Annotated in this window: 27 protein-coding genes and 1 tRNA gene; 9 read left to right on the top strand and 19 right to left on the bottom strand. The window is 52.4% G+C overall.

Translation table 11 applies throughout. The features are described 5' to 3' along the window. Positions 1–11 precede the first annotated feature (11 nt). The 7 genes from RHJ31_RS12160 to RHJ31_RS12130 form a co-directional block, all read right to left on the bottom strand. Entirely contained in the window at positions 12–392 is a 381-nt protein-coding gene (locus RHJ31_RS12160; RefSeq protein WP_302676767.1) for a DUF1818 family protein, read from the bottom strand. 11 nt (positions 393–403) lie between these two features. Beyond that, on the bottom strand, positions 404–1,207 hold the full coding sequence (locus RHJ31_RS12155) for an MlaE family lipid ABC transporter permease subunit (protein ID WP_206201127.1): 804 nt from the start codon (positions 1,205–1,207) through the stop codon (positions 404–406). A gap of 9 nt (positions 1,208–1,216) precedes the next feature. Then, positions 1,217–1,768 (bottom strand): DUF3172 domain-containing protein, encoded by a 552-nt coding sequence (locus RHJ31_RS12150; RefSeq protein WP_206201128.1) that lies wholly within the window; start codon positions 1,766–1,768, stop codon positions 1,217–1,219. Positions 1,769–1,807: 39 nt separating this feature from the next. Beyond that, positions 1,808–2,080, bottom strand: coding sequence for an RNA-binding protein (locus RHJ31_RS12145; RefSeq protein ID WP_149820749.1), 273 nt, complete (start codon positions 2,078–2,080; stop codon positions 1,808–1,810). Positions 2,081–2,595: 515 nt separating this feature from the next. Continuing rightward, the gene (locus tag RHJ31_RS12140) at positions 2,596–3,069 is read right to left on the bottom strand and encodes a helix-turn-helix domain-containing protein (protein ID WP_302676766.1); all 474 of its coding nucleotides are present in this window, start codon (positions 3,067–3,069) and stop codon (positions 2,596–2,598) included. Between the two features lie 226 nt (positions 3,070–3,295). Further along, the gene (gene dacB / locus RHJ31_RS12135; RefSeq protein WP_302676765.1) at positions 3,296–4,669 is read right to left on the bottom strand and encodes a D-alanyl-D-alanine carboxypeptidase/D-alanyl-D-alanine-endopeptidase; all 1,374 of its coding nucleotides are present in this window, start codon (positions 4,667–4,669) and stop codon (positions 3,296–3,298) included. Continuing rightward, positions 4,635–5,090: a GNAT family N-acetyltransferase gene (locus tag RHJ31_RS12130; protein WP_399373362.1), complete on the bottom strand. Its 456-nt coding sequence runs from the start codon at positions 5,088–5,090 to the stop codon at positions 4,635–4,637. Before RHJ31_RS12130 ends, dacB begins: the two co-directional genes overlap by 35 nt. Before the next feature lie 299 nt (positions 5,091–5,389). Between RHJ31_RS12130 and RHJ31_RS12125 the strand changes: the two genes are divergently transcribed. Genes RHJ31_RS12125 through RHJ31_RS12115 form a run of 3 tightly spaced genes read left to right on the top strand, consistent with a single transcriptional unit; the run spans position 5,390 to position 8,935 of the window. Beyond that, entirely contained in the window at positions 5,390–7,117 is a 1,728-nt protein-coding gene (locus tag RHJ31_RS12125; protein WP_310445820.1) for a succinate dehydrogenase/fumarate reductase flavoprotein subunit, read from the top strand. A gap of 4 nt (positions 7,118–7,121) precedes the next feature. Then, complete coding sequence (locus RHJ31_RS12120; RefSeq protein ID WP_302676762.1) at positions 7,122–8,171, top strand: TrkA family potassium uptake protein; 1,050 nt, start codon at positions 7,122–7,124, stop codon at positions 8,169–8,171. Beyond that, the gene (locus tag RHJ31_RS12115; RefSeq protein WP_302676761.1) at positions 8,168–8,935 is read left to right on the top strand and encodes a TrkA family potassium uptake protein; all 768 of its coding nucleotides are present in this window, start codon (positions 8,168–8,170) and stop codon (positions 8,933–8,935) included. Before RHJ31_RS12120 ends, RHJ31_RS12115 begins: the two co-directional genes overlap by 4 nt. Here the strand turns inward: RHJ31_RS12115 and RHJ31_RS12110 are convergent. The 5 genes from RHJ31_RS12110 to psbH form a co-directional block, all read right to left on the bottom strand. Next, positions 8,932–9,750 (bottom strand): carbohydrate ABC transporter permease, encoded by an 819-nt coding sequence (locus RHJ31_RS12110; protein WP_206201134.1) that lies wholly within the window; start codon positions 9,748–9,750, stop codon positions 8,932–8,934. The two genes, RHJ31_RS12115 and RHJ31_RS12110, sit on opposite strands and share 4 nt — an antisense overlap. Before the next feature lie 120 nt (positions 9,751–9,870). Beyond that, positions 9,871–11,088: an ABC transporter permease gene (locus RHJ31_RS12105; RefSeq protein ID WP_206201135.1), complete on the bottom strand. Its 1,218-nt coding sequence runs from the start codon at positions 11,086–11,088 to the stop codon at positions 9,871–9,873. 73 nt (positions 11,089–11,161) lie between these two features. Further along, entirely contained in the window at positions 11,162–11,779 is a 618-nt protein-coding gene (gene pth, locus RHJ31_RS12100; protein ID WP_302676760.1) for an aminoacyl-tRNA hydrolase, read from the bottom strand. 5 nt (positions 11,780–11,784) lie between these two features. Then, positions 11,785–12,018 (bottom strand): TatA/E family twin arginine-targeting protein translocase, encoded by a 234-nt coding sequence (locus RHJ31_RS12095; RefSeq protein WP_206201137.1) that lies wholly within the window; start codon positions 12,016–12,018, stop codon positions 11,785–11,787. A 3-nt stretch (positions 12,019–12,021) separates the two neighbouring features. Continuing rightward, a complete protein-coding gene (gene psbH / locus RHJ31_RS12090) occupies positions 12,022–12,222 on the bottom strand; it encodes a photosystem II reaction center phosphoprotein PsbH (RefSeq protein ID WP_149820192.1) in 201 nt (66 codons plus the stop codon). 86 nt (positions 12,223–12,308) lie between these two features. On the opposite strand from psbH, the gene psbN reads away from it, so the two are divergent. Further along, on the top strand, positions 12,309–12,440 hold the full coding sequence (gene psbN / locus RHJ31_RS12085; protein ID WP_206201138.1) for a photosystem II reaction center protein PsbN: 132 nt from the start codon (positions 12,309–12,311) through the stop codon (positions 12,438–12,440). Between the two features lie 2 nt (positions 12,441–12,442). On the opposite strand, the gene RHJ31_RS12080 is transcribed toward psbN, so the two are convergent. Further along, entirely contained in the window at positions 12,443–13,021 is a 579-nt protein-coding gene (locus RHJ31_RS12080) for a photosystem I assembly protein Ycf4 (protein ID WP_302676759.1), read from the bottom strand. Between the two features lie 241 nt (positions 13,022–13,262). Here RHJ31_RS12080 and clpB point away from each other — a divergent pair, with 241 nt between their 5' ends. Next, a complete protein-coding gene (gene clpB / locus RHJ31_RS12075) occupies positions 13,263–15,878 on the top strand; it encodes an ATP-dependent chaperone ClpB (RefSeq protein WP_302676758.1) in 2,616 nt (871 codons plus the stop codon). 72 nt (positions 15,879–15,950) lie between these two features. Here the strand turns inward: clpB and RHJ31_RS12070 are convergent, their stop codons facing one another. The 5 genes from RHJ31_RS12070 to RHJ31_RS12050 are packed head-to-tail and all read right to left on the bottom strand — an operon-like array spanning position 15,951 to position 17,957. After that, complete coding sequence (locus tag RHJ31_RS12070; RefSeq protein ID WP_302676757.1) at positions 15,951–16,454, bottom strand: hypothetical protein; 504 nt, start codon at positions 16,452–16,454, stop codon at positions 15,951–15,953. Positions 16,455–16,465: 11 nt separating this feature from the next. Further along, positions 16,466–16,879 (bottom strand): hypothetical protein, encoded by a 414-nt coding sequence (locus RHJ31_RS12065; RefSeq protein WP_206201142.1) that lies wholly within the window; start codon positions 16,877–16,879, stop codon positions 16,466–16,468. 11 nt (positions 16,880–16,890) lie between these two features. Further along, complete coding sequence (locus tag RHJ31_RS12060) at positions 16,891–17,337, bottom strand: hypothetical protein (RefSeq protein WP_206201143.1); 447 nt, start codon at positions 17,335–17,337, stop codon at positions 16,891–16,893. Positions 17,338–17,348: 11 nt separating this feature from the next. Beyond that, positions 17,349–17,741 carry a hypothetical protein gene (locus RHJ31_RS12055; protein WP_206201144.1) on the bottom strand — a complete coding sequence of 131 codons (393 nt, stop codon included), beginning with the start codon at positions 17,739–17,741 and terminating at the stop codon, positions 17,349–17,351. 30 nt (positions 17,742–17,771) lie between these two features. Further along, on the bottom strand, positions 17,772–17,957 hold the full coding sequence (locus RHJ31_RS12050) for a hypothetical protein (protein ID WP_206201145.1): 186 nt from the start codon (positions 17,955–17,957) through the stop codon (positions 17,772–17,774). A gap of 315 nt (positions 17,958–18,272) precedes the next feature. Between RHJ31_RS12050 and RHJ31_RS12045 the strand changes: the two genes are divergently transcribed. The 4 genes from RHJ31_RS12045 (at position 18,273) to RHJ31_RS12030 (ending at position 21,279) form a co-directional block, all read left to right on the top strand. Next, positions 18,273–19,523 (top strand): MFS transporter, encoded by a 1,251-nt coding sequence (locus RHJ31_RS12045; protein WP_302676756.1) that lies wholly within the window; start codon positions 18,273–18,275, stop codon positions 19,521–19,523. A gap of 9 nt (positions 19,524–19,532) precedes the next feature. Further along, complete coding sequence (locus RHJ31_RS12040; RefSeq protein ID WP_302676755.1) at positions 19,533–20,282, top strand: creatininase family protein; 750 nt, start codon at positions 19,533–19,535, stop codon at positions 20,280–20,282. Next, positions 20,283–21,167 carry an alpha/beta fold hydrolase gene (locus RHJ31_RS12035; RefSeq protein ID WP_302676754.1) on the top strand — a complete coding sequence of 295 codons (885 nt, stop codon included), beginning with the start codon at positions 20,283–20,285 and terminating at the stop codon, positions 21,165–21,167. Between the two features lie 38 nt (positions 21,168–21,205). Then, positions 21,206–21,279: transfer RNA gene (locus tag RHJ31_RS12030), tRNA-Pro, on the top strand. Positions 21,280–21,292: 13 nt separating this feature from the next. Here RHJ31_RS12030 and RHJ31_RS12025 read toward each other — a convergent pair. Then, positions 21,293–22,126 carry a methionyl-tRNA formyltransferase gene (locus RHJ31_RS12025; RefSeq protein ID WP_302676753.1) on the bottom strand — a complete coding sequence of 278 codons (834 nt, stop codon included), beginning with the start codon at positions 22,124–22,126 and terminating at the stop codon, positions 21,293–21,295. Positions 22,127–22,157: the final 31 nt, after the last annotated feature.

Here is a 22,157-nt window from a genome sequence, read left to right as displayed (position 1 = left end):
AAGGATGTCTTCTATTCTAAACTTTGCCCCTCCGCAATCCTGTGCTGCAACTCACAGCAGGCAAGGAGAAAGTCTGGGGGCACCGGGGCAGGCCATGTCCCCTCAACCCGGCGATCGCCCAACACAATCAGATGCAGGCTATAGGCATGGGGATAGCCCTCCAATTCCAAATGCACAGCATCGTTGCCGCCACTGAGGGTAATCATTTCCTCTGCCATCAATTCGGGGGCGATCGCCAAAAGCTGCCCGTGGAGTTGGCGAAATAAATCCACAAATGCCTTGAATTCTACTGCAGTAAGTTCCGTGGCCCAATCCTCAGCGCCCACCAGAGCGGCATAGAATTGATCATTGCGCCAGCCCACCCGCCAGCCTTGCCCCACTCGCAGTTCCACAGACTAGCCCTCTAAAACGTGGGTACGAGGCTACTGCTGCCGCCAAAGAGGGCCCAAGACAGGAAAAAGTTGAGAATAAAGATCGCCAATAGCGAGATCACCACAGCCGCCGTAGTGGATTGACCGACCCCCTTGGCGCCCCCTGTAGTTGTAATGCCCCAATTGCAGCCAATGATGGCCACCACACCGCCAAAAATGCCTGACTTGATAATTGAACTCCACAGATCCCAAGTTTGCAGAAAGTTCTGAATGGACTCAATATAGACCCCACGGGGAATGCCGTAGAGATAATCGGCAATCACTAGCCCACCCCACAGCCCTGTTACCAATGCCAAGATATTGAGAATCGGCAACATCAGCACACAGGCAATAAACCGTGGCACCACCAGATAATCCACCGGATCCGTGCCCAGCATATAGAGGGCGTCAATTTGCTCAGTGACTTTCATGGTGCCAATTTCAGCCGCAAAGGCAGAGCCAACTCGCCCGGCGAGTACCACCGCTGTCAGCACCGGCCCCAGTTCCCGCGCTAGGGCGATCGCCAGCACCCCACCCACCGCAGAGGTGGCACCAAAGGTAATAAATTCACGGGCGACCTGAATCGTAAACACCATGCCCACAAAGGCTGCTGTAATTAGGGCAACACTGAGGGAGGCAGGCCCCACCAAGGCCATTTGCTCGATCGAGTTGCGCAGCGGAATCCGCCCCCGCAGCAAATGATAGGTGACTTGACCCGCCAAGAGAAAGGCTGTGCCCAAGCGTTGTATGCCCTGACTTGCACGCCAGCGCAGCCGTGGCCACTTCCTCGCCTTCATTGTTGCGCCCTAGAAATTACCGGTTTCACCCGCAGCACCATTACCCAAGCCTGAGAGTTTGAGGAAGAGGTTTTTATCTGTTGTGCTCTGATAAACACAGCTGATTTCAGGATTGGCTTCAAGGTTGCCCACATAGCCAAAGGTATTCAGCCGCTGCCGACAACTGCGCAATTGCTCACCGGTAATGAGTTGTCGCTGTTCTAGCAGGGCAACGTTATTGGCACGCAGCACACAGCCCGGTTGCATCACCGGTTGGGAAACAAAGACCGAAAAGGGGTTAAAAGTGACAAAAATCCGCGTATCCACCGCGATCGCGCTCGCACCAAATTGCACGCAAATATCGGGATTGGGCGCCGCCTGATCAATAAACTGCGTTGAGGCCACGTTGTCAGGGTTAAGAGTCGTGGTTTTGCTAAAGGTGACACCCACACCGACGCCAATAATAAAAACCCCTCCCAACACCGCCAGAGTGCGGGTATTCACTGGTGACTTCGATTCTGGCTGGGGAGGCCGACGAGTTTGGGGACGCGGACGCGGTGGGGATGGCGAACGTCGAGGCATAGCAGGAAGAGTGAACAGCACTTCCCTACCAGTATGCCCTTAGAAGGCAGGGTTTGACTGCCCCCCTGCTTGTTTTGGCTTCGCCTTGTTGACCTTGAGCACCCGTCCTAGCCATGTTGCACCGTCGAGATCATCAATGGCAGCGGCCTCCTGAGTTTCATCCACCAGTTCGACAAAAGCAAAGCCACGCCGTTTGCCTGTTTCTCGATCCACCGGCAACACAATCCGGCGAATAGCACCATATTTTTCAAAAACTTCGCGAAGATCGTTTTCTGTCGCCTCATAGGAGAGGTTGCCGATGTACAGTGTCATAACCCGAACTCAGAAGCAATTTGACAATCATCATAGCCTCTCGCTTTCCCTTACCCATGCGATCCAGACTACAGAACCCAACACCTTGCAAAGAAAATTAACGTTTTCTATCAGCCCCAAAATATACCAAGGTTAAAAAGAAATTAATTCCTCCCTTGATGTCACCTACAGCCCTTTGCACAGGGTTTGAGCCGCGTCCGACAGATTCAGCAAATTGCCGCCAAGCCCATTCTCTCGTGGAATCCACCGGAGTCTCTCTAGGAGAGGATTTGAGTATTTTCAGTGGTCTTGTAGAAAAAAATTTCACCCCCCTCGCAAGGGATCCCTCAGAATAGGGGGTTGCAATCCGCTCTGGGAGAGGCTATATTCAAGGTACTCTTGCTTCTCTTCGGGGAAGTGGATTAAATAAGAATGAACCAGCCCGTCAAAGAACGAATCACTGCCGCCATCAGTTGTAACAATACCGCTTGCAGCTTTTGACGCAGGGCTTCCAGCGTCTCGAAGGACTGCCATGCTCATGCTGCTCGCAGATGTTGCCACAACCGCTCCATGGGATTGACCTCGAAGGCAAACACAGGCACAACATTGCGCACAATGCGATGCACCGTCGGGTAGGCGACCTCAAGCTGATGCTCCTGTCGTAGCCACTGCACAATAGCCTTGTAACTGTCAAACCCGCTGGGGTCTTGTAGGCGTTCCTGCAACTGTGCCATCACTGTTGGGGGGATGATGCGGGCGGCTCCGGGGGGCGTCTTGACTGCCAATAACTGCTGGAGTCCTCCTTGGCGATAGGCGTTCAGCCAGCGAGTAATGCTGGACTCGTTGCAATGGAGCAATTGGGCAATTTGTGGGCAGCTGTGGACAAGTCCTTGCTTCAGCCAGTAGAGCATCTGCAAGCGTTCCTGCTGTCGGGCATCGGTTTCATGTTGTAGGCGTCGCTGCAGTTCTTCAGAGCTTTCTGTAATTGTGAGGACGAGCGGGCGAGCCATGAAGGTCTCCTACTGGGATGACTTCAGTTTTAGGATAGACAATTGCCTCGTTTAAGACCTATTTATTAAGCTTAACGTTACAAAGAGCTGGTATTAGCAGAATCAATAAATACAACCCTTTTTTAGAATATGAGACACGTGACGGGTATGCGATCCTCTCCCGCTCTCGCAGTTTTGAACCTGTCTCGGGCTGTAGTTCGAGCTACTGAATGGATGTGGGGTTTTTCTATGGGCGGTGAGGACAGTTCTGCGATTGCGCCAGCAAAACAACTATGCGATCCAAACCAGCACGGAGTTGAGCCGTGGCCTCCCCCCCTTGATTGACCACAAGACTAAAGACGAAAGGGCGATCCTGGAACGGTTCCACGTAGCCCGCTAGGGCAACCACCCCCCGCAATGTGCCGGTTTTCGCCCAGACACGATCCTGAGCCGCTGTATCACGAAAGCGCTGTCGCAGGGTGCCGGATCGTCCGGCAAGGGGGAGCGATCGCCGCCACAGCGAGGCATCCTTTGTTTGCGTTATATGTTGCAGCAGCGTGACTAAACCATTGGGCGTCAGCCAATTTTGCCGCGAGAGTCCCGAACCATCTACTAAAACCGCTGCTTGGACACCGATGCGCTCTAGATAGCGTTGGCGATAGCCGGGTTGTGCTGCCTCCAGAGCCGCAAGGAGCATTTCTGCATAGAAATTGTCACTCTCTTGGAGAACCGGCAAAATTAACGCTTCTAGGGGGGGTGAGGCATGGCGCACCAACACATTGGGTAACGGCTCTGCTGTTTCCACAAGGCGAATTTGCTGCACTTGAATACCGGCTTGGGCAAAGGCCCGCTGCACCTGTTGTTGAAGATAGGGGATCGACTCACTGAGGGGAATGCGCAGTTTTGCCGGTTCACTGCCAATGTGGAGTTGACCCCGCACAATGATCTGCTGGCCGCGCACCTCACTTTCCAGAAATTCTGGCTCAGAGGGGGTCACGGTGCGGGTCTCATTGACCACTCGAAAATGAGTCTGCGGCTGCCGTAGTGCTAAGGGTTGCCCCAACTGTTGTGGTATGACCTCTAGGTTCAGGGCATTTTGATTGAGACTAAAGCGCGTCACTACCGCTGCATAGCCCATCGTCAGGTCTTCGATCGCCCATGTGGGTTCCATCCTCACAGGAGTTACACCGCCGATTTCCAAGATTGGAATCTGGCGAATGCCCTGTTGGCTAAGGCGGAGTGCCATTTGTTGCAGGTCTTGGCTGCTGAAACTGGGGTCAAAACTGCCCTGAAGACGCAGGGTTGTCCTGTCGGGCGATCGCGCGCTGAGGGTGGTCTCAAAGAAATGATTAGCTCCCCAATAGTCTAAGGCGGCAGCCACTGTCGTTAGCTTGACATTCGAGGCCACCAGAAAGAGCTTTTCCCCTTGGTAGTCGTAGAGAAGATCCCCCGTGGTTAAATCCCGCACCACCATGCCCCATTGACCCCGTTGCCATTGGGGATTTTGAATTTCCTGTTGCAGGGCACGAGCCAAGTCTTGGCGGCAGAGACCGAAGGCGGCAGGTGAAACCACCAGGACAATCAAACTAGCAGGGGGCAGAAGCCATCGAAGCCATGCCATGGGGCACTAGATCCTTGACATAGACGCGATCGCAACGCTGCGTTTCCACACCCGTCGCCGGCTGATAGCCCGCCTTTTCGTACAAATGGACGGCTGTAGTCATGATTGAGGCCGTTTCAATCCAGATTTTGCGGTAGCCGGCCGCTGCAATGGCTACCTCCAGATGGTGCAGGAGAAATGTCCCTAGGCCTTGGCCGCGTACGCGGGGATGGAGATACATTTTGCGAATTTCGACAGCCGCTTCGCCCCGCTGAATGGGATAGAAGGCGATCGTGCCCACAACTTCCGAGGCTCGCTCCACCACCCAAAATTGTCCGCCCCGGCGGTGGTAGTAATCTTCAACGTGAACCACATCGGCATCGGCGCCTTCGGGTTGCCAAGAAAGGCCAAACTCACTGAGGACATTAGCAATGAGGTGCATGACCGCTGCGCGATCGCGATCGCACCAATGGCGCACCCCACAATCCCCATAGTGAAGAAAAAATGCACTCAAGGACAGCTGCCTCCCATAAAATTACAGTCCTTTTCACAGAGAGAGAACACGCACAAAAGCATCGAAACCGCTGTGCCCCCAAAAGAACTGTACTGCCACTCTAACGATTCAGCGTGAGGCTCGCAAGATCATTTTGCTACTGTTTTTATCTTTGTTTCATCTTTGCTGCCGCCGCCGCTCTCTTAAGCGCCAACTTAGTATAGGAAAAGATGCTGGACAAACGGACGATGCAAGACTTTGGCGTTGTGATTGTCGGTGGTGGCTTAGCAGGCTGTCGTGCTGCTTTGGAAATTTGCCGCTTGGCCCCAGAGACCCCGATTGCCCTTGTGTCCAAAACCCATCCCATTCGTTCCCATTCCGTTGCTGCCCAAGGGGGCATTGCCGCTACGCTGAAAAATGTCGACAGCGAAGACTCTTGGGAAAGCCATGCCTTTGATACCGTCAAGGGGTCAGACTTTCTTGCGGATCAGGATGCCGTCGCCATTCTTGCCCAAGAAGCGCCCGATGTGGTGATTGACCTTGAGCATTTGGGGGTGCTCTTCTCTCGCCTGCCCGATGGCCGCATTGCCCAACGTCCCTTTGGTGGTCACACGCACCAGCGCACTTGCTATGCAGCCGACAAAACCGGTCATGCCATTCTCCACGAACTCTACTGCAATCTCCTGAAATACAACGTCACCTTTTTTAGTGAGTGGTATGTGCTGCGGCTGATTGTCGAGGATCAGCAGGCCAAGGGGGTCGTTGCCTACCACATTGAAACGGGTCAACTGGACATTCTGCGGGCACCTGCCATTCTTTTTGCCACAGGGGGCTATGGTCGCGTCTTTAATACCACCTCTAATGATTTTGCCTCCACGGGGGATGGCTTAGCGATGACGGCACGGGCAGGCTTGCCCCTTGAGGATATGGAGTTTGTCCAATTTCACCCCACGGGGTTGTATCCAGCGGGGGTTTTGATTTCTGAGGCGGTGCGCGGTGAAGGGGCTTATTTGGTCAATGCCGAGGGGGAACGCTTTATGGCACGCTATGCCCCCAGTCGCATGGAACTGGCTCCCCGTGATATTACCTCGCGGGCGATCGCCATCGAAATTCGCGAAGGGCGCGGCAGCCACAGTGATGGCTCAGCCGGCGGGCCTTTTGTTTATCTCGATGTCCGCCACTTGGGTCGCGAAACAATCATGAGTCGCATTCCCTTCTGTTGGGAGGAAGCCCATCGCTTGGCGGGGGTAGATGCCGTGGTGGAGCCGATTCCTGTACGTCCGACGGTGCACTATTCAATGGGGGGGATTCCGGTCAATGTCAATGGTCAGGTGCGTGCCAATGCCACGGAACGGGTGACCGGGTTTTATGCCGCTGGTGAGTGTGCCTGTGTCTCGGTGCATGGTGCCAATCGCTTGGGGAGTAATTCCCTCCTAGAATGTGTGGTCTATGGCCGCCGTACCGGTGGGGCGATCGCCCAAGATTTACCGAGCTTGCCCCAACCCCAATTTGACCCCCAGCCGTATCTACAGGCAGCGGAGCAACAGATTCAGCACCTCTTTAGTCAAGCGGGGGATTTACGCATTGCCCAACTACGGCAGCAGGTTCAAGATTGTATGACCCAATACTGTGGCGTATTTCGCACCGCGGCTCTGATGCAGAGAGGTTTGGAAGAATTGCAGCGGCTGAAAGCAGCCTATGCGCGGATTCGTCTCGACGATCGCCAGCGCTACTGGAACACAGAGCTGTTAGAGGCGTTTGAGTTAGCAAATATCCTCGTGGTTGCGGAAGTGATTTTGAGCAGCGCCCTTGCTCGCCAAGAGAGTCGTGGTGCCCACTTCCGTGAAGACTATCCGCAGCGGGATGATGTCAACTTCCTACGCCACACCCTAGCCACCTACCACAGCGACGGCATGAGGATTGACTATCTGCCCGTCACCATCACCATGTTTCCCCCCCAAGAGCGCAAGTATTAAAGCCATGCGACGGTTACCTGCGACCCCTGCCCTCAACCGTTTTATTATTGGCATCACCCTCTTTGTTCTGATCATGTTGGTGGCGGTGGTGGGCTACACCAGTTTTGGCTGGAACTGGCTCGATGCCCTTTACATGTACGTGATCACCGTCTTTGGCATTGGCTACAGTGAAGTGCGACCCCTGATTACGCCGGCGCAACGCTTCTTTAACATGCTGATCATTGTGGCCGGCAGTGCAGCAACGGTTTATACCATCGGTGCGGTGGTGCAACTGTTTACCGAAGGGGAGATCAAACGCCTACTGGATATTCAGCGGGCGAGCCGCGACATCAACAAACTCAACCGCCATGTCATTGTCTGTGGCTTTGGCCGCATTGGTCAGGTAATGGCTCAGGAATTATCGGCATTAAAAACCCCCTTTGTGATTTTGGATGTCAATGAACAGCGCATTGATCTAGCGATACAGTTGGGCTATTTGGCCTATTTGGGGAGTGCGGCGGAGGAAGAAACGCTGCGCGTGGTGGGGATCGAGCGGGCGATCGCCCTAGCGACGGTGCTGCCCAATGACACGATCAATGTCTTTATTACGCTGACAGCGCGTTCCCTGAATCCGAGCCTGCTGATTGTGGCGCGGGCGAATTTGGCAAGCACAGAAGCAAAGCTACGTATGGCAGGAGCGGATCACGTAGTCTTGCCGACAAAAATTGGTGCCATTCAAATGACTAACCTGATTCGGCGGCCACGCATTGACTTTCTTGAGCAAACGGGCGATCGCGAGACCCTCAACGACCTCTTGAGCCACATTGATGCTCACCTTGAGGAACTGGAGATTACTGCCGATTACCCCTACGTGGGTACGCGCTTGACAGGACTTGAGGTACGCGGCCAAGGGGCATTTATTATTGTTGGCCTGCGCAAAAGTGATGGCCAATTATTCCCGACCCGCGCCAATCCCCTTGTGGAAGTGGGCGATACATTGATTCTATTGGGGCATGCTCAAGATACCCCCAAGCTCATTCGCAAATATACTGCCCGCTCCCGCCACTCCCAATGACAACCCCCGCTCATCTCGCTGACCTTAAGGATCACGTCATCATTTGCGGCTATGGTCCCCTTGGTCGCACCTTAGCGATGAACCTGGCTGCTGCCCAAATCCCCTTTGTCGTGATTGACAACCAGCGGCAGCGACTACGGCTTGCCCAGCAGTCAGGGCACCTTTTCTATCGCGGTGACGATCTCATGGATGAAAATGAGCTGTTGGCGGTGGGGGTGGATCGCGCTCGCACTGTAGTGGCGGTTTTGGCCGATGATGCCAGTAATGTCTTTATCACCCTGATTGCCCGTCGCCTCAATCCCAACTTACAAATTTTGGCCTATGGTGAATTGCCAGCCACAGAGTCCAAACTGCGTTTTGCCGGTGCCGATCATGTGGTCTTGCCCTCGAGTATCAGTGCCCAACGCATGGTGCAGCTCATTACTCGCCCGACAGTCTTGGATTTTCTTGAGGAAAAGGATGAGCGCAGTCACTTGATTGAGCTACTCAGCCAGCTCGATCTTCAGATTGAGGAGTTTACGCTGCCCTTGGAGTCCTCGCTGGTGGGGCTAGCGATCGCCGATGTGGAAGCGAAAGGCCGAGGCCGCTTTATTATTGTTGCTCTCCGCCATCAGAACGGTGCCTTGGTGACCCATCCCCCCTTAACCTTGCCCCTAGGGCCGGGGGATACCCTGATTGCCCTTGGCCGAGCAGCGGAAATTAAAACCTTCTTTCGCCAATATGCCCACCGCCAGCCAATTCGCTATCGCGGCCTAGGAAGCTAGCCCTTCAGGCCAGCAGTGGTTTGGGAGGGAATGATATATCGTTGCAAGAAAATAAACACAATGAACACGGGCACAATTGAAATCACCGAGCCAGCGGCAATGAGTCGCCAATCCAAAGAAAACGTCCCCGCCAAGGTGACCACGCCAATGGGCAGGGTATAAAGTTCTGGCTGATCCAAGACCAACAGGGGCCAGAGAAAATCACTCCAAGCACCAATAAACACAAAAATGCCAAGGGTAACAAGGGCAGGGCGAATGGCCGGCAGCATCACAAACCACCACAGCCCCAATTCTGAGCAGCCATCGAGGCGAGCCGCTTCCTCTAGTTCCTTGGGCACCGCCATAAAGGCCTGTCGCAACAGAAAAATGCCAAAGGCAGAGGCCAAACTCGGCAGAATCATTCCCAGATAGGTATTCCGCAGCCCCAACTGCACCGCCAAAATAAACAGGGGAATCATGATGATTTGAAAGGGAATCATGATCGTGGCCAAAATGGCCGTAAAGATCACCTCACGTCCGCGAAAGGACAGCCGTGCCAAGGGATAGGCGGCTAAGGCCGAGGTCAGGAGATTGCAGGCCACCGTTAAGACTGCCACCAGTGTACTGTTGAACAGGTACTGGCCAAAGGGATTCGTTTGCCAAACCGTGACAAAATTCGCCCAGGTTGGTTCGGCCGGCAGCCAGCGGGGCGGAAAGGCAAAAATATCTTCATTGGCAGACTTGAAGGCGGTACTGGTGAGCCACACCAAAGGGAGCAGCATGACGATCGCGATCGCCACCAACAGCAGGTAGGTCAAGCCTCGCCGCAAGGTCATCGCCGTGTCCAAAGATTGGTAAACATCATCAACAGGCCACCAATGACAATGGCGATCGCAAGGCCGCCAGCAATCCAGTCTAGGGTTGTCGTTTCCATCGGTAATTTCCCAAGGGTACTTTTAGACACTGCGCAAGGCAACAATCGGATCCAGCCGCGCCGCCCGTTGAGCGGGAACCACCCCAAAGAAGAGGCCAATACTGCCCGAAACGCCCACAGCAAGAGCCACAGCAACGGGAGCAACCCCAGCCTCCAAGGGGGTCAACATCACCACTAGCATCACACCACCTACACCCACTCCCGTGCCAATGAGGCCACCGAGAGCCGAGAGGATCATCGCCTCAATCATAAACTGTGCCAGTATATCCCGCTGTGTGGCACCAATGGCCTTGCGCAGGCCAATTTCTTGGGTGCGTTCGGTTACCGAGACCAGCATAATGTTCATAATGCCAATCCCCCCCACCAGCAGGGAAATGCCGGCGATCGCCGCCAACATCAAGGTCAAGGCATTGCTGATATTGCCAATGATTTGCAGAGCTTCCTTTTGGGTTTGAATTGTAAAATCGTCCTCATCAACAATTTGATGGCGCAGCCGCAGGAGGTTGGTAATCTGAAACTTAGCCGCATCAATGCTCTGTTCATCACGGGCAGATACCGAGATAAAGGTTAGGGAAATCCCATAGGGGGAGCGCTGCCCCACAATACGGGAAGACATCGTCGTAATGGGAATATAGGCGGCCTCATCCTGATTGTTGCCAAGGAAAGCACCCTTTTCGGCCATGACGCCAATCACTTCAAAGGAAAGATTCTTGATCCGTACCTGCTGACCCACAGGATTTTCGTTAATAAAGAGCTTCCTCGCCAAATCCGAGCCTAAAATGACGACGCGGCGATGCCGTTCCACATCCTTATCGGAGATAAAGCGCCCCTGCGCCACTGTAAAACTGCGCACTGAAGGAAAGGTGGGGGTGGTTCCCACAATCAGGACATTGGTATTGCGCCCTCGATAGGTAACCCGTTGTTGCACTTGAATTTGGGGTGCCACTTCCTTAACGGTGGGCACTTGGGTGGCGATCGCCTTAGCATCCTCAAGGACAAGGGTTTGCGGCACATTAAACGTGCGGTTGCGGGCTTGGGGCGTCCCCGGCACAATAAAAAGCGTATTCGGACCAAGGGATTCAAACTGACTGGCGGCATAGCGCTGTGCCCCCTGACCCACGCCGACCATGGCAATCACCGCTGCGTTGCCAATAATTATCCCCAGCATCGTCAGGCCGCTACGCAGTCGATTGGCCTTGAGGGTGGCGATCGCCATGCGCACACTTTCAGCAATGTCCATGATTCTGCGCCGAAAACACCTGTTTTTAATCTAACTTGAGATCTTCTTTTTCCTCAGACTTCTAGTGGGGGGTTCAGGATTGCGGTAGGGGAATGCTTTTGCCGTTGAAGTGGTTCATCGCTGCCTCCACCCCAGACTGAATACTTAACTCAATGGCATCCACGGCAAGGTCAAGCACAGCAGGTAAAATGGCGAGTTCAGCAGCCGAAAAATGTCCCAAAACAAAGGGCACAGCATTGCGCGGCCCGGTTTGTTGCTGCAGGCGATCGCCAAAGGCAATGCCCACCTTGAGGCGGGGAAACTGCTGCGAATGACAGTGTTGAATAATTGACTTAATGCCGTTGTGTCCGCCCGCCGAGCCACTCAAGCGCAAGCGCAGCCGCCCCAAGGGCAAATCGGCATCATCATAGACGACAAGGGTTCGCTCAAGGGGCAGCTTATAAAAATTCAGCAGGGCATGGAGAGACTGCCCCGAACTATTCATATAGGTAGTGGGTTTGAGGAGGCGTACCTTTTGACCATGAATCGGAACCTCGGCCACCTCTCCCAAGAAGCGCCGCTGCGGGGTCAACTGCACCTTATACCGATCGGCAAGGGCGTCAAGGACACGAAAGCCAATATTGTGGCGCGTCGTCGCATACTCTGCCCCCGGATTCCCAAGGCCGACAATCACACAGGGTTGGAGAACCATGCCACCTAAGCAGAGGGTTCCCGCGATGATTCCGATTCTGCCTTGGCCTGCTGTTCCTGTTCGAGGGCAGCGGTCTGCCGTTTCATTTCATCTTGGAATTCACGGGAGGCTTCCTCAAAGGCACGCTTGGTTTTGCCAAGGCTGCGACCAATTTCCGGCAGCTTTTTAGGGCCAAAGATTAAAAGCGCCACCACCAGAATCACAATCAGTTCCGGCAGACCGATACCAAAAACGTTCATGGGTTATCCTAGTGCTTTCCAACTCACGTTAACACCATCGAGGATGAGTGTCGAGTTGTAGATTTGCAAAATAATCAGCAAAAAGACAAGGAACAGCCCCATAAAGACCGCCATCAAGGGAGTGGTACCCCAGCCGGGGGCGACTTTACCGTATTCAGAGTTCAAGGGGCGCAGGAGATCCCCTAGCCAAGTCCGTCGTGCCATAAATCCCTTTTTTGAACGAGATGAACAGAGTTTTAATGTTTCGTAATATTATAGAAGCACATCTTGCTCCCATTTAGAACGCTTCTATGGAACCTGCAACAGTTCTTAGCATTGCTCTCGCTGCCATCTGCATTGGCGTGACCGGCTACTCTATCTACCTCTCCTTTGGCCCTCCTTCCAAGGAGTTAGCGGATCCTTTTGACGATCACGAAGACTAAAGCTAGAGTCCCTCAACGGGGACACCCAAAAAGCTGGCGATTGTGGCGCCTTGGGTTTCGAGTTCTGCCAACGGCAAGGGCGCACCTACGCGCGTTAGGGGGACTTCGCCGCGACCTTTGATTTTAAGGTAGAGGGCGCGTTTCGGGTTTAGCCCTTCTTTAATCACAATTCTCACGGATTGGACATCGCTGATGGGGCAGCTGACCTCAATGCGGCGATTCTTCCCCGGAAAACCCCAGCGGAAAATGCGGACAACGCCCGTTTCTTTGTTGAATTCATTGAAGCCAGCGCCAATATCCCAAGCGATCGCCAGCCACAGATACGTTGCCAACAGCAGCGCCGCCACCCCATAAAAGCCAATGGCAATGCCTTGGGGAATAAAGACTAAATCAATTGGGTTCCCAATGGGCAGTAGGTTGCGGTGCAAATAGCTAGAAAGACCAGCCAAAAAGAAGCCCAAGCCACCAATGGAGACCGCTGTTGCCCAAAAGTAGTTACTAGGGCGACGGGAACCCAGTACCGGATAGTACAGAACCGCCTCTTGACGCGGTGAGCGCTCAGTCATAGGGGAGTTTGTCATAGCTTGTGTTGCCAACTTGCAGTGCCTTACATTCTATAGAGAAACGGTCTCTCTTCCCAAAGAGGCTTTCCCCAACCCCGCCTCTAGACGCTACGCTGGAACTAATTTGCACTAATTCTTTCGAACTTATTCTGGGGAGTTTATTCTACCCTTAAAGTAGGGAAGTCCGAAAAAGCGTTTTTCTTGCAATTCATACAATATAAATAGTTAAAAACTGGAAAAAGGGGTCAAAGGGTCAGCTATGCAACCATCCAATCCAAATCAATTTACCGAAAAAGCATGGGCTGCGATCGCCCGCACACCAGATCTAGCCAAGCAGGCACAGCACCAGAATCTCGAAAGTGAACACCTGATGAAATCGCTGCTCGAGCAAGAGGGTCTAGCGACACAAATTTTCCAAAAAGCTGGCTGTTCGGTGCAGCGCATTCGCGATCTCACCGATGAATTCATTAACCGTCAGCCGAAAATCAGTAATCCCAGTGGCGTCTATCTAGGACAGAGCCTTGACAAGCTCCTCGATCGCGCCGAAGAGGCACGCAAACAGTTTGGGGATGAGTTTATCTCGATTGAGCACTTGGTATTGGCCTTTGCCCAAGACGATCGCTTTGGCAAAAAACTCCTTCAGGAGGTCGGCCTGAGCGAAAAAGCCCTACGGGAAGCGATTCAGCAAATTCGCGGCTCCCAAAAAGTGACGGATCAAAACCCAGAGGGCAAATATGCGGCGCTGGAAAAATATGGCCGTGATCTGACGCTCTTGGCTCGTCAAGGGAAACTGGATCCCGTCATTGGCCGTGATGATGAAATTCGCCGTGTGATTCAGATTCTTTCCCGCCGTACCAAAAATAACCCAGTGCTCATTGGTGAACCCGGCGTTGGTAAAACCGCCATTGCTGAAGGCTTGGCACAGCGGATTGTGGCGGGGGATGTGCCTGATTCCCTGCGCGATCGCCAGTTGATTGCTCTCGACATGGGTGCCTTGATTGCCGGTGCCAAGTATCGCGGTGAATTTGAAGAGCGCCTCAAAGCAGTTCTGAAGGAGGTCACCGACTCCAACGGCCAAATCATCCTCTTTATTGATGAAATCCACACTGTCGTTGGTGCCGGGGCAACCCAAGGGGCGATGGATGCCGGCAACCTGCTCAAACCGATGTTGGCGCGGGGGGAACTGCGCTGTATTGGTGCCACCACCCTTGATGAGTACCGCAAGTACATTGAAAAGGATGCAGCCTTAGAGCGGCGCTTCCAGCAGGTCTATGTGGATCAGCCCAGCGTTGAGGACACGATCTCGATTTTGCGGGGTCTCAAGGAACGCTATGAGATCCACCATGGCGTGAAAATTTCCGATACCGCCTTGGTGGCAGCAGCTACGCTCTCAACCCGCTACATTAGCGATCGCTTCTTGCCCGATAAAGCCATTGACTTGGTAGATGAAGCCGCCGCGAAACTGAAAATGGAGATTACCTCCAAGCCGGAGGAACTGGATGAGATTGACCGCAAAATCCTGCAGCTGGAAATGGAGCGGCTCTCCTTGCAAAAAGAAACCTCGGCAGCCTCGCGCGATCGCCTTGAGAAACTGGAAAAAGAGCTAGCGGATCTCAAGGAAGAGCAAAGCCGCCTCAATGCCCAGTGGCAAGCAGAAAAAGAGGTCATTGACCGTCTCCAAGCCATCAAAGAAGAAATCGAAAAAGTCAATATCGAGATCCAGCAAGCGGAGCGCAACTACGACCTCAACCGTGCCGCTGAACTGAAGTACGGCAAACTCACAGAACTCCACAAACAACTGGCGGCAGCCGAAGCCAAACTGCGGGAGATTCAAGTGGGGGGTCGCTCTCTGCTGCGGGATGAAGTGACCGAGGCCGACATTGCTGAAATCATCTCCAAGTGGACAGGCATCCCTGTCAGCAAACTGGTGGAGTCGGAAGCCCAAAAACTGCTCCACCTCGAAGAAGAGCTGCACAAGCGGGTTGTCGGTCAAGATGAGGCCGTCACCGCAGTAGCGGAGGCCATTCAGCGCTCCCGTGCCGGACTAGCGGATCCCAACCGTCCCATTGCCAGCTTCATCTTCCTTGGGCCAACGGGTGTCGGTAAAACGGAATTGGCCAAAGCCTTGGCGGCCTTCATGTTCGACACCGAAGAGGCGATGGTGCGGATTGACATGTCGGAGTACATGGAGAAACACGCCGTATCGCGGTTAATTGGGGCGCCCCCCGGTTATGTGGGCTATGACGAAGGCGGTCAACTCACAGAAGCCATTCGCCGCCGTCCCTATGCCGTGGTTCTCTTCGATGAGATCGAGAAAGCCCATCCCGATGTCTTCAACATCTTCCTGCAAATTCTCGATGATGGCCGTGTCACTGATGCCCAAGGGCGGACGGTGGACTTCAAGAACACCATCATCATCATGACCAGCAACATTGGTTCTCAGTACATCCTTGATGTGGCCGGCGATGACAGCCGCTACGGGGAAATGTACAATCGCGTCATGGAGGCAATGCGCGCCCACTTCCGCCCTGAATTCCTCAACCGCGTGGATGAATTTATCATCTTCCACAGCCTGCGCAAGGATCAATTGCGGCAAATTGTTCAATTGCAGGTGCAGCGGTTGCAGCAACGCTTGAGCGATCGCCACATTACCTTGTCCCTCACAGAGAAGGCGATCGACTTTTTGGCCGAAGTGGGTTACGACCCCGTCTATGGTGCCCGTCCGCTGAAACGTGCCATCCAGAAACAACTGGAAACCCCGATTGCCAAAGCTATCCTGCGGGGCGAGTTTTTCGATGGCGACACGATTCTGGTGGATGTGGGCGAAAACGAACGCCTCAACTTCCGGCGTCAAGCGGAACTGGCAACTGTTTAGGTGCAATTGAAACTGATTCAAGAGAGTTGGGTTGGGACTTTCCCCTCAGCCCTCTTTTTTTGACCAAGCGTTTTAGTAGACTTGGTCAAACAGGGTAATCTTGGCCAATAGTCCCGCCACCATCAAAAAGAGTGCCACTAGCAGTGCCCAAAGGCGATTTTCCGTTGAACCTTGGCGCTTTCCTAGGTCCACTAACTGCTCACGATTGGTTTGCACTTCCAAGCGGACCGCCTCGATTTTGGCTTCTATGGTGTTGAATTTCTCGTCAATCGTGTTAAACTTCTCGTCAAATTTTGCTTCTAGCGTGTTCAGCTTCTCTTCAAACTTGGCTTCCAGCGTGTTCAGTTTCTCTTCAAACTTGGCTTCTAGTGTGTTGAACTTTTCTTCAAATCTGACTTCTATAGCATTCAATTTCTCATCTACTATCTGGAACTTTTGATCAATCGTATTGAATTTCTCACGGATTTCCGCGTGACCGACTTTCACCTCAAGGGTAAGTTCCGCCAGTTGCGACTGCATGGCCTTCATGGTCTCGAGGACTTCTGCGAATTGAGACTGGGTGACGGGTTCACTCATGCTGCTCATCCTTAGACTTGGTCAAACAGGGTAATCTTGGCCAATAGTCCCGCCACCATCAAAAAGAGTGCCACTAGCAGTGCCCAAAGGCGGTTTTCCGTTGAACCTTGACGCTTCCCTAAGTCCACTAACTGCTCGCGATTGGTTTGCACTTCCAAGCGAACCGCCTCGATTTTGGCTTCTATAGTGTTGAATTTCTCGTCAATCGTGTTAAACTTCTCGTCAAATTTTGCTTCCAGCGTGTTCAGTTTCTCTTCAAACTTGGCCTCCAGAGTCTGGAATTTTTGATCAATCGTGTTAAATTTCTCACGGATTTCCGCTTGACCAACTTTCACCTCAAGGGTAAGTTCCGCCAGTTGCGACTGCATGGCTTTCATGGTCTCGAGGACTTCTGTCAGTTGCGATTGGGTGACGGGTTCACTCATGCTGCTCATCCTTAGACTTGGTCAAACAGGGTAATCTTGGCCAATAGTCCCGCCACCATCAAAAAGAGCGCCACTAGCAGTGCCCAAAGGCGGTTTTCCGTTGAACCTTGACGCTTCCCTAAGTCCACTAACTGCTCGCGATTGGTTTGCACTTCCAAGCGCACTGCCTCGATTTTGGCTTCTATGGTGTTGAATTTCTCGTCAATCGTGTTAAATTTCTCGTCAAATTTTGCTTCTAGCGTGTTCAGCTTCTCTTCAAACTTGGCTTCCAGCGTGTTCAGTTTCTCTTCAAACTTGGCCTCCAGAGTCTGGAATTTTTGATCAATCGTATTGAATTTCTCACGGATTTCTGCTTGACCCACTTTCACCTCAAGGGTGAGTTCTGCGAGTTGCGACTGCATGGCCTTCATGGTCTCGAGGACTTCTGCGAATTGAGACTGGGTGACGGGTTCACTCATGCTGCTCATCCTTAGACTTGGTCAAACAGGGTAATCTTGGCCAATAGTCCCGCCACCATCAAAAAGAGCGCCACTAGTAGTGCCCAAAGGCGGTTTTCCGTTGAACCTTGACGCTTCCCTAAGTCCACTAACTGCTCGCGATTGGTTTGTACTTCCAAGCGCACTGCCTCGATTTTGGCTTCTATGGTGTTGAATTTCTCATCAAATTTTGCTTCTAGCGTGTTCAGTTTCTCTTCAAACTTGGCCTCCAGAGTCTGGAATTTTTGATCAATCGTGTTAAATTTCTCACGGATTTCCGCTTGACCGACTTTCACCTCAAGGGTAAGTTCCGCCAGTTGCGACTGCATGGCCTTCATGGTCTCGAGGACTTCTGTCAGTTGCGATTGGGTGACGGGTTCACTCATGGGTGGAGTTCAAGGGGACTTAAGTTTATTCTAGAGTGACCCAGCAATTTCCGTTTTTAACGTCTCCATAAATGCCGAATAATTTTGGTGGTTGGCTGGGAAGCCGAGTTCTAGCCAAGTCTGGGGTAATGTGTCTGCAATAAACTGACGTGCTTCAGTACCATCGTTAGGCTGGCGATCGCCCCCTTGGTATTTCCCAATTGCTCCTCCAGCCAAGCCAGATTGGGACGATGATTTAGTTCTGCTTCTAAAACGATAATTTCTTATTGGCAGAAAATTAAATGGTTATTAACTCTCAGATGGTAGGGTGTTATATGCTACACAGGCAAGGGTAATTTTTGGTATTTTTACTTCCTCCTATCTGGTGATTTTTGCGACCTGTACTCCTCAGAATGCCCAAAACGAACCTCAAAGGATACAGAGACAGGGCAAACGCCGGCAAGGGTCTGACGGTATATTGGATTCAGACTGCCAGCCCCAATCTTTGGTAACGGTGAGGAAACTTGTGTTCATGGTCAGTGAGCAACAGCAATGGTAAGTTCTGGTCCCAAGCCCCGTCCAGAAGGGTTTGCTGCTCTGATGCGGAACAAGAATTTCCTCAAGTTATGGGGCGGTCAAATCATCTCCCAACTGGCGGACAAAATTTTTCTCGTCCTTCTAATTACACTGGCGGTTTCCTACGACGCCAGCTATGAACTGCCCGGCTCTAAGGCCTCAGCCGTAATGATTGCCAATACGCTACCAGCGGTTTTCTTTGGTTCAACGGCGGGCACCTTTGTGGATCGCTACCCCAAGCGGGAGCTAATGAGTATTACCAATACACTGCGGGGGCTCTTGGTCTTTACCCTGATTTTTATTCCCAAGCGGTTTACGCTGCTGCTGCTGATTGCGTTTTCAGAGTCTATTTTGACCCAATTCTTTGCCCCGGCAGAACAGGCGGCGATTCCCCTGCTAGTGAAGGAGGAAAATCTGCTCTCGGCGAATGCCCTCTTTATCACAACAATGATGGGGTCACTCGTAGTGGGGTTTGCCATCGGTGAGCCATTGCTAAGTGGTGCTGTGGCCATAGGGGGTGTCTATGCCCGTGAAGTCGTTGTCGGTGTGCTGTACGTTATGGCGGGATTGGTTTTAGCCTCGATTCGCTACCGAGAAGCAGTTCATGAGCGCGATCGCCACCTCAATGTATGGCAGGACTTGCAGGAGGGGTTTCACTACGTGCGCAAAAATCGCCTCTTGGGGAATGCCATGCTCCAGTTAACGATCCTCTATTGTGTCTTTGCCGCCTTGACGGTGTTGGCCGTCAGTTTAGCCCAAGAAATTGGCCTGCGTCCTAATCAGTTTGGCTTTCTCTTGGCCGCCGCAGGGCTGGGGTTAATTTTAGGGGCGGGGGTTTTGGGCCAATGGGGGGAAAAATTGCATCATCGACCCCTGCCTTTGATTGGCTTTTTGGTGATGGCAGCTGTCCTACTGGTCTTTGCTTTTGTGCATCATCTGTGGGTGGGGCTGGGCTTAAGTATTTTGCTGGGAATGGGGGCATCTTTAATTGGTATTCCCATGCAGACCCTCATTCAAGTTCGGACGCCGGCGACGATGCGGGGTAAGGTCTTTGGCTTCCAAAATAACATTGTCAATATTGCCCTCAGTGTGCCTTTGGCGATCGCCGGGATTCTTTCGGACTTCCTTGGCCTCACAGTGGTCATGGTGGGGATGGGGGGCGTGGTGGCGATCGCGGGCATTTGGGCATGGCGGAATACACGAGCCGTTCTTGAGGATGCGATTTAGGAGACAGGAATGCCCCTACTACACTTGAGTACTTGGCCAGAGGTTGAAGCCTATCTCAACACTTCCAAGGGGATGATTATCCCCATTGGCTCCACGGAGCAGCATGGCCCTATGGGTCTCATTGGCACCGATGCCCTCTGTGCCGAGGCGATCGCCAAAGGGGTAGGGGAAGCAACTCATGCCCTTGTTGCCCCGACAATTTCCGTGGGCATGGCCTTACACCATACAGCTTTCCCCGGCACCATTAGTTTGCGCCCTAGCACGTTGATTCTTGTCATTCGCGACTATTTAGTGAGCTTGGTACGGGCAGGCTTTCAACGCTTCTTTTTCATTAATGGTCATGGCGGCAATATCGCGACAGTGAAGGCGGCCTTTGCGGAAACCTATGCAGTCTTAGCCGATTTGCACATTCCCGAGGCGGATCAGGTGCGCTGTGAGTTGGCCAACTGGTTTATGTGTTCCTCAGTGATGCAGCGGGCGCGGGAATTGTATGGCGATCGCGAGGGTTCCCATGCCACCCCCAGTGAAGTGGCGGTGACCCAATTTCTCTATCCAGAGGCCATTAAACGCGTTCCCCTCAATCCCGAAGTCAACACCAGCCATGCCATCTACGGTGCCGCAGATTTTCGCCGCCGTTATCCCGATGGTCGTATGGGGGCAGATTCCAGCTTGGCCACCCCTGAGCATGGACAGCAATTCTATGAGCGGGCTGTTCAGGAGTTGAGCGATCGCTACCGTCAATTTCTGCAAGCCGACTAAATGACTTTCTCTCTCCCAGCTCAAACGTGGCATTGGCACGGTTACCCGATTCTCTATCGGCATCAAGGGACTCAGGGCATCCCCCTACTCCTGATTCACGGCTTTGGTGCCTCTAGCTTGCATTGGCGCAAAAACATCCCTGCCCTCGCAGCTCACCATCAAGTCTATGCCATTGATTTACTGGGCTTTGGTGGCTCCGCCAAACCCGCTCCCTCGGTCATCCCCTATACATTTGAGACGTGGGCAACCTTGGTTCTAGACTTTTGCCGCGAGGGCATTGGTCAGCCCACGGTTTTAATCGGCAACTCCATTGGCTGCGTCGTTGCTTTACAGGCCGCTGTTTTCCAGCCTGCATGGGTCAGTCAACTGATCCTGCTGAACTGCTCTTTGCGTCAGCTCCACGATCGCAAGCGATCGCAACTGCCTTGGTACCGCCGCTGGGGAACCAGCCTACTCCAGCAACTTTTAGGCAATCGCACCCTTGGCACCTACTTTTTCTGCCAAATTGCCCAACCCCGTACTGTGCGCCGTATTCTCCACCAAGCCTATGCCAACACTGCCGCCGTCACCGATGAACTGGTAGAGATATTACTCACCCCTGCCCAAGACGTGGGGGCTGCCGAGGTCTTCTTAGCCTTTGTCCGCTATTCCCAAGGTCCCTTACCCGAAGACCTGCTACCCCAGATTACCTGCCCCACCTATTTCCTGTGGGGAGCCGCCGACCCTTGGGAACCCATTGATGAAGGGCAGAAGCTAGCTCAATTTCCCTGTGTGCAGGAGTTTGTCGCCTTACCAGAGGTGGGCCATTGCCCTCAAGATGAAGCACCTGAGCAGGTGAATGCCCAGATTCTGGAGTGGTTGCGCAAAATTTCCATCACTGACTAGGATGTTCTCTGAACTCGTGTTATACTGGTAAAGCTTAACGGGGCGTAGCGCAGCTTGGTAGCGCACCACTTTGGGGTAGTGGGGGTCGTGGGTTCAAATCCCGCCGCTCCGATTATTCAGGAAATTCACCTTTCAGTGAGTAAGCAAAGGTTATAATCTCTGGTAGTAACAACTGTGAAATTTTCTGATGACTCAACAATTGTTCCCGGCTTCATAGTGGAACGTTCTAGTTGAATATGCCAGCCAAGTATATCTCTGCCCTTGTATTTCGGTAGCTGATATTCAGGGAATGATAAAGCTCGCAGTTTTCTGACTATTTGGTCAGCGGTTCCATTGAACGTAATTTCTAAATCTGAAAAGTCTATAGATTCTCTAGAGTAAAAACTAGCACCCTCCATTGGTTGCGGCGCACTTTCTGGGTTTGGGTCTTTGATCAGTATGTCAAGGTAGTCTTGAAAGATTTCAAATCCTACCGACATATATGTAAAGTAAAGATCTCTTGAAGTCATATATGGCTTAATTTCAATTTTTCTCTGTGAAATTATTTCTCCCGTATCAATTCCATCATCAATTTTATGTAGAGTTACGCCAGTAAATTTTTCACCATTTAATATTGGCCATATACTAGTATAAGCACCTCGGTAAGCTGGTAATAGAGAAAAGTGAATATTAAATAATCGACGAGATAGAAAGTTTTTAACTTTAACAAGCCGAGAATATCCTAATGATACAAATACTAGGTTTGATATTCCTTCTATGTCTTTAATTTCTACAATTGGAATTCCTAACTTAGAGGCAAGTCTTCTAAATGAAGGCTGCCAACTGTCCTGACCGTTATCCTCTGGATTGGGACAGGCTAATACAGTAACTTTATGATAAGCTGCTAGTGCAAGTTTAAGTGCACGTACTGCAATATCGTTCTTTCCTGCAATACACAAAATAACATTGTGATTTAACAATGCTATACCCTCCTTTTCTTTATGGGTTAGG

Origin of the sequence: Thermosynechococcus sp. JY1331, from assembly GCF_031583475.1 — a bacterium.
Taxonomy (GTDB): domain Bacteria; phylum Cyanobacteriota; class Cyanobacteriia; order Thermosynechococcales; family Thermosynechococcaceae; genus Thermosynechococcus.
Note: the sequence above shows the minus strand (reverse complement) of the source record. Positions and strands in the feature narration are given on the sequence as shown.

Bases quoted from the DNA above. Each gene is read 5' to 3' on its own strand.
- RHJ31_RS12105 (WP_206201135.1), bottom strand. From the start codon at position 11,088: ATGGACATTGCTGAAAGTGTGCGCATGGCGATCGCCACCCTCAAGGCC.
- RHJ31_RS12115 (WP_302676761.1), top strand. From the start codon at position 8,168: ATGACAACCCCCGCTCATCTCGCTGACCTTAAGGATCACGTCATCATT.
- dacB (WP_302676765.1), bottom strand. From the start codon at position 4,669: ATGGCATGGCTTCGATGGCTTCTGCCCCCTGCTAGTTTGATTGTCCTG.
- RHJ31_RS12155 (WP_206201127.1), bottom strand. From the start codon at position 1,207: ATGAAGGCGAGGAAGTGGCCACGGCTGCGCTGGCGTGCAAGTCAGGGC.
- RHJ31_RS12080 (WP_302676759.1), bottom strand. From the start codon at position 13,021: ATGACAAACTCCCCTATGACTGAGCGCTCACCGCGTCAAGAGGCGGTT.
- psbN (WP_206201138.1), top strand. From the start codon at position 12,309: ATGGAACCTGCAACAGTTCTTAGCATTGCTCTCGCTGCCATCTGCATT.
- clpB (WP_302676758.1), top strand. From the start codon at position 13,263: ATGCAACCATCCAATCCAAATCAATTTACCGAAAAAGCATGGGCTGCG.
- RHJ31_RS12065 (WP_206201142.1), bottom strand. From the start codon at position 16,879: ATGAGTGAACCCGTCACCCAATCGCAACTGACAGAAGTCCTCGAGACC.
- RHJ31_RS12055 (WP_206201144.1), bottom strand. From the start codon at position 17,741: ATGAGTGAACCCGTCACCCAATCGCAACTGACAGAAGTCCTCGAGACC.
- RHJ31_RS12150 (WP_206201128.1), bottom strand. From the start codon at position 1,768: ATGCCTCGACGTTCGCCATCCCCACCGCGTCCGCGTCCCCAAACTCGT.
- RHJ31_RS12060 (WP_206201143.1), bottom strand. From the start codon at position 17,337: ATGAGTGAACCCGTCACCCAGTCTCAATTCGCAGAAGTCCTCGAGACC.
- RHJ31_RS12040 (WP_302676755.1), top strand. From the start codon at position 19,533: ATGCCCCTACTACACTTGAGTACTTGGCCAGAGGTTGAAGCCTATCTC.
- pth (WP_302676760.1), bottom strand. From the start codon at position 11,779: ATGGTTCTCCAACCCTGTGTGATTGTCGGCCTTGGGAATCCGGGGGCA.
- RHJ31_RS12125 (WP_310445820.1), top strand. From the start codon at position 5,390: ATGCAAGACTTTGGCGTTGTGATTGTCGGTGGTGGCTTAGCAGGCTGT.
- RHJ31_RS12110 (WP_206201134.1), bottom strand. From the start codon at position 9,750: ATGACCTTGCGGCGAGGCTTGACCTACCTGCTGTTGGTGGCGATCGCG.
- RHJ31_RS12145 (WP_149820749.1), bottom strand. From the start codon at position 2,080: ATGACACTGTACATCGGCAACCTCTCCTATGAGGCGACAGAAAACGAT.
- RHJ31_RS12140 (WP_302676766.1), bottom strand. From the start codon at position 3,069: ATGGCTCGCCCGCTCGTCCTCACAATTACAGAAAGCTCTGAAGAACTG.
- RHJ31_RS12095 (WP_206201137.1), bottom strand. From the start codon at position 12,018: ATGAACGTTTTTGGTATCGGTCTGCCGGAACTGATTGTGATTCTGGTG.
- RHJ31_RS12120 (WP_302676762.1), top strand. From the start codon at position 7,122: ATGCGACGGTTACCTGCGACCCCTGCCCTCAACCGTTTTATTATTGGC.
- RHJ31_RS12130 (WP_399373362.1), bottom strand. From the start codon at position 5,090: ATGCACCTCATTGCTAATGTCCTCAGTGAGTTTGGCCTTTCTTGGCAA.
- RHJ31_RS12035 (WP_302676754.1), top strand. From the start codon at position 20,283: ATGACTTTCTCTCTCCCAGCTCAAACGTGGCATTGGCACGGTTACCCG.
- RHJ31_RS12070 (WP_302676757.1), bottom strand. From the start codon at position 16,454: ATGAGTGAACCCGTCACCCAGTCTCAATTCGCAGAAGTCCTCGAGACC.
- RHJ31_RS12045 (WP_302676756.1), top strand. From the start codon at position 18,273: ATGGTAAGTTCTGGTCCCAAGCCCCGTCCAGAAGGGTTTGCTGCTCTG.
- psbH (WP_149820192.1), bottom strand. From the start codon at position 12,222: ATGGCACGACGGACTTGGCTAGGGGATCTCCTGCGCCCCTTGAACTCT.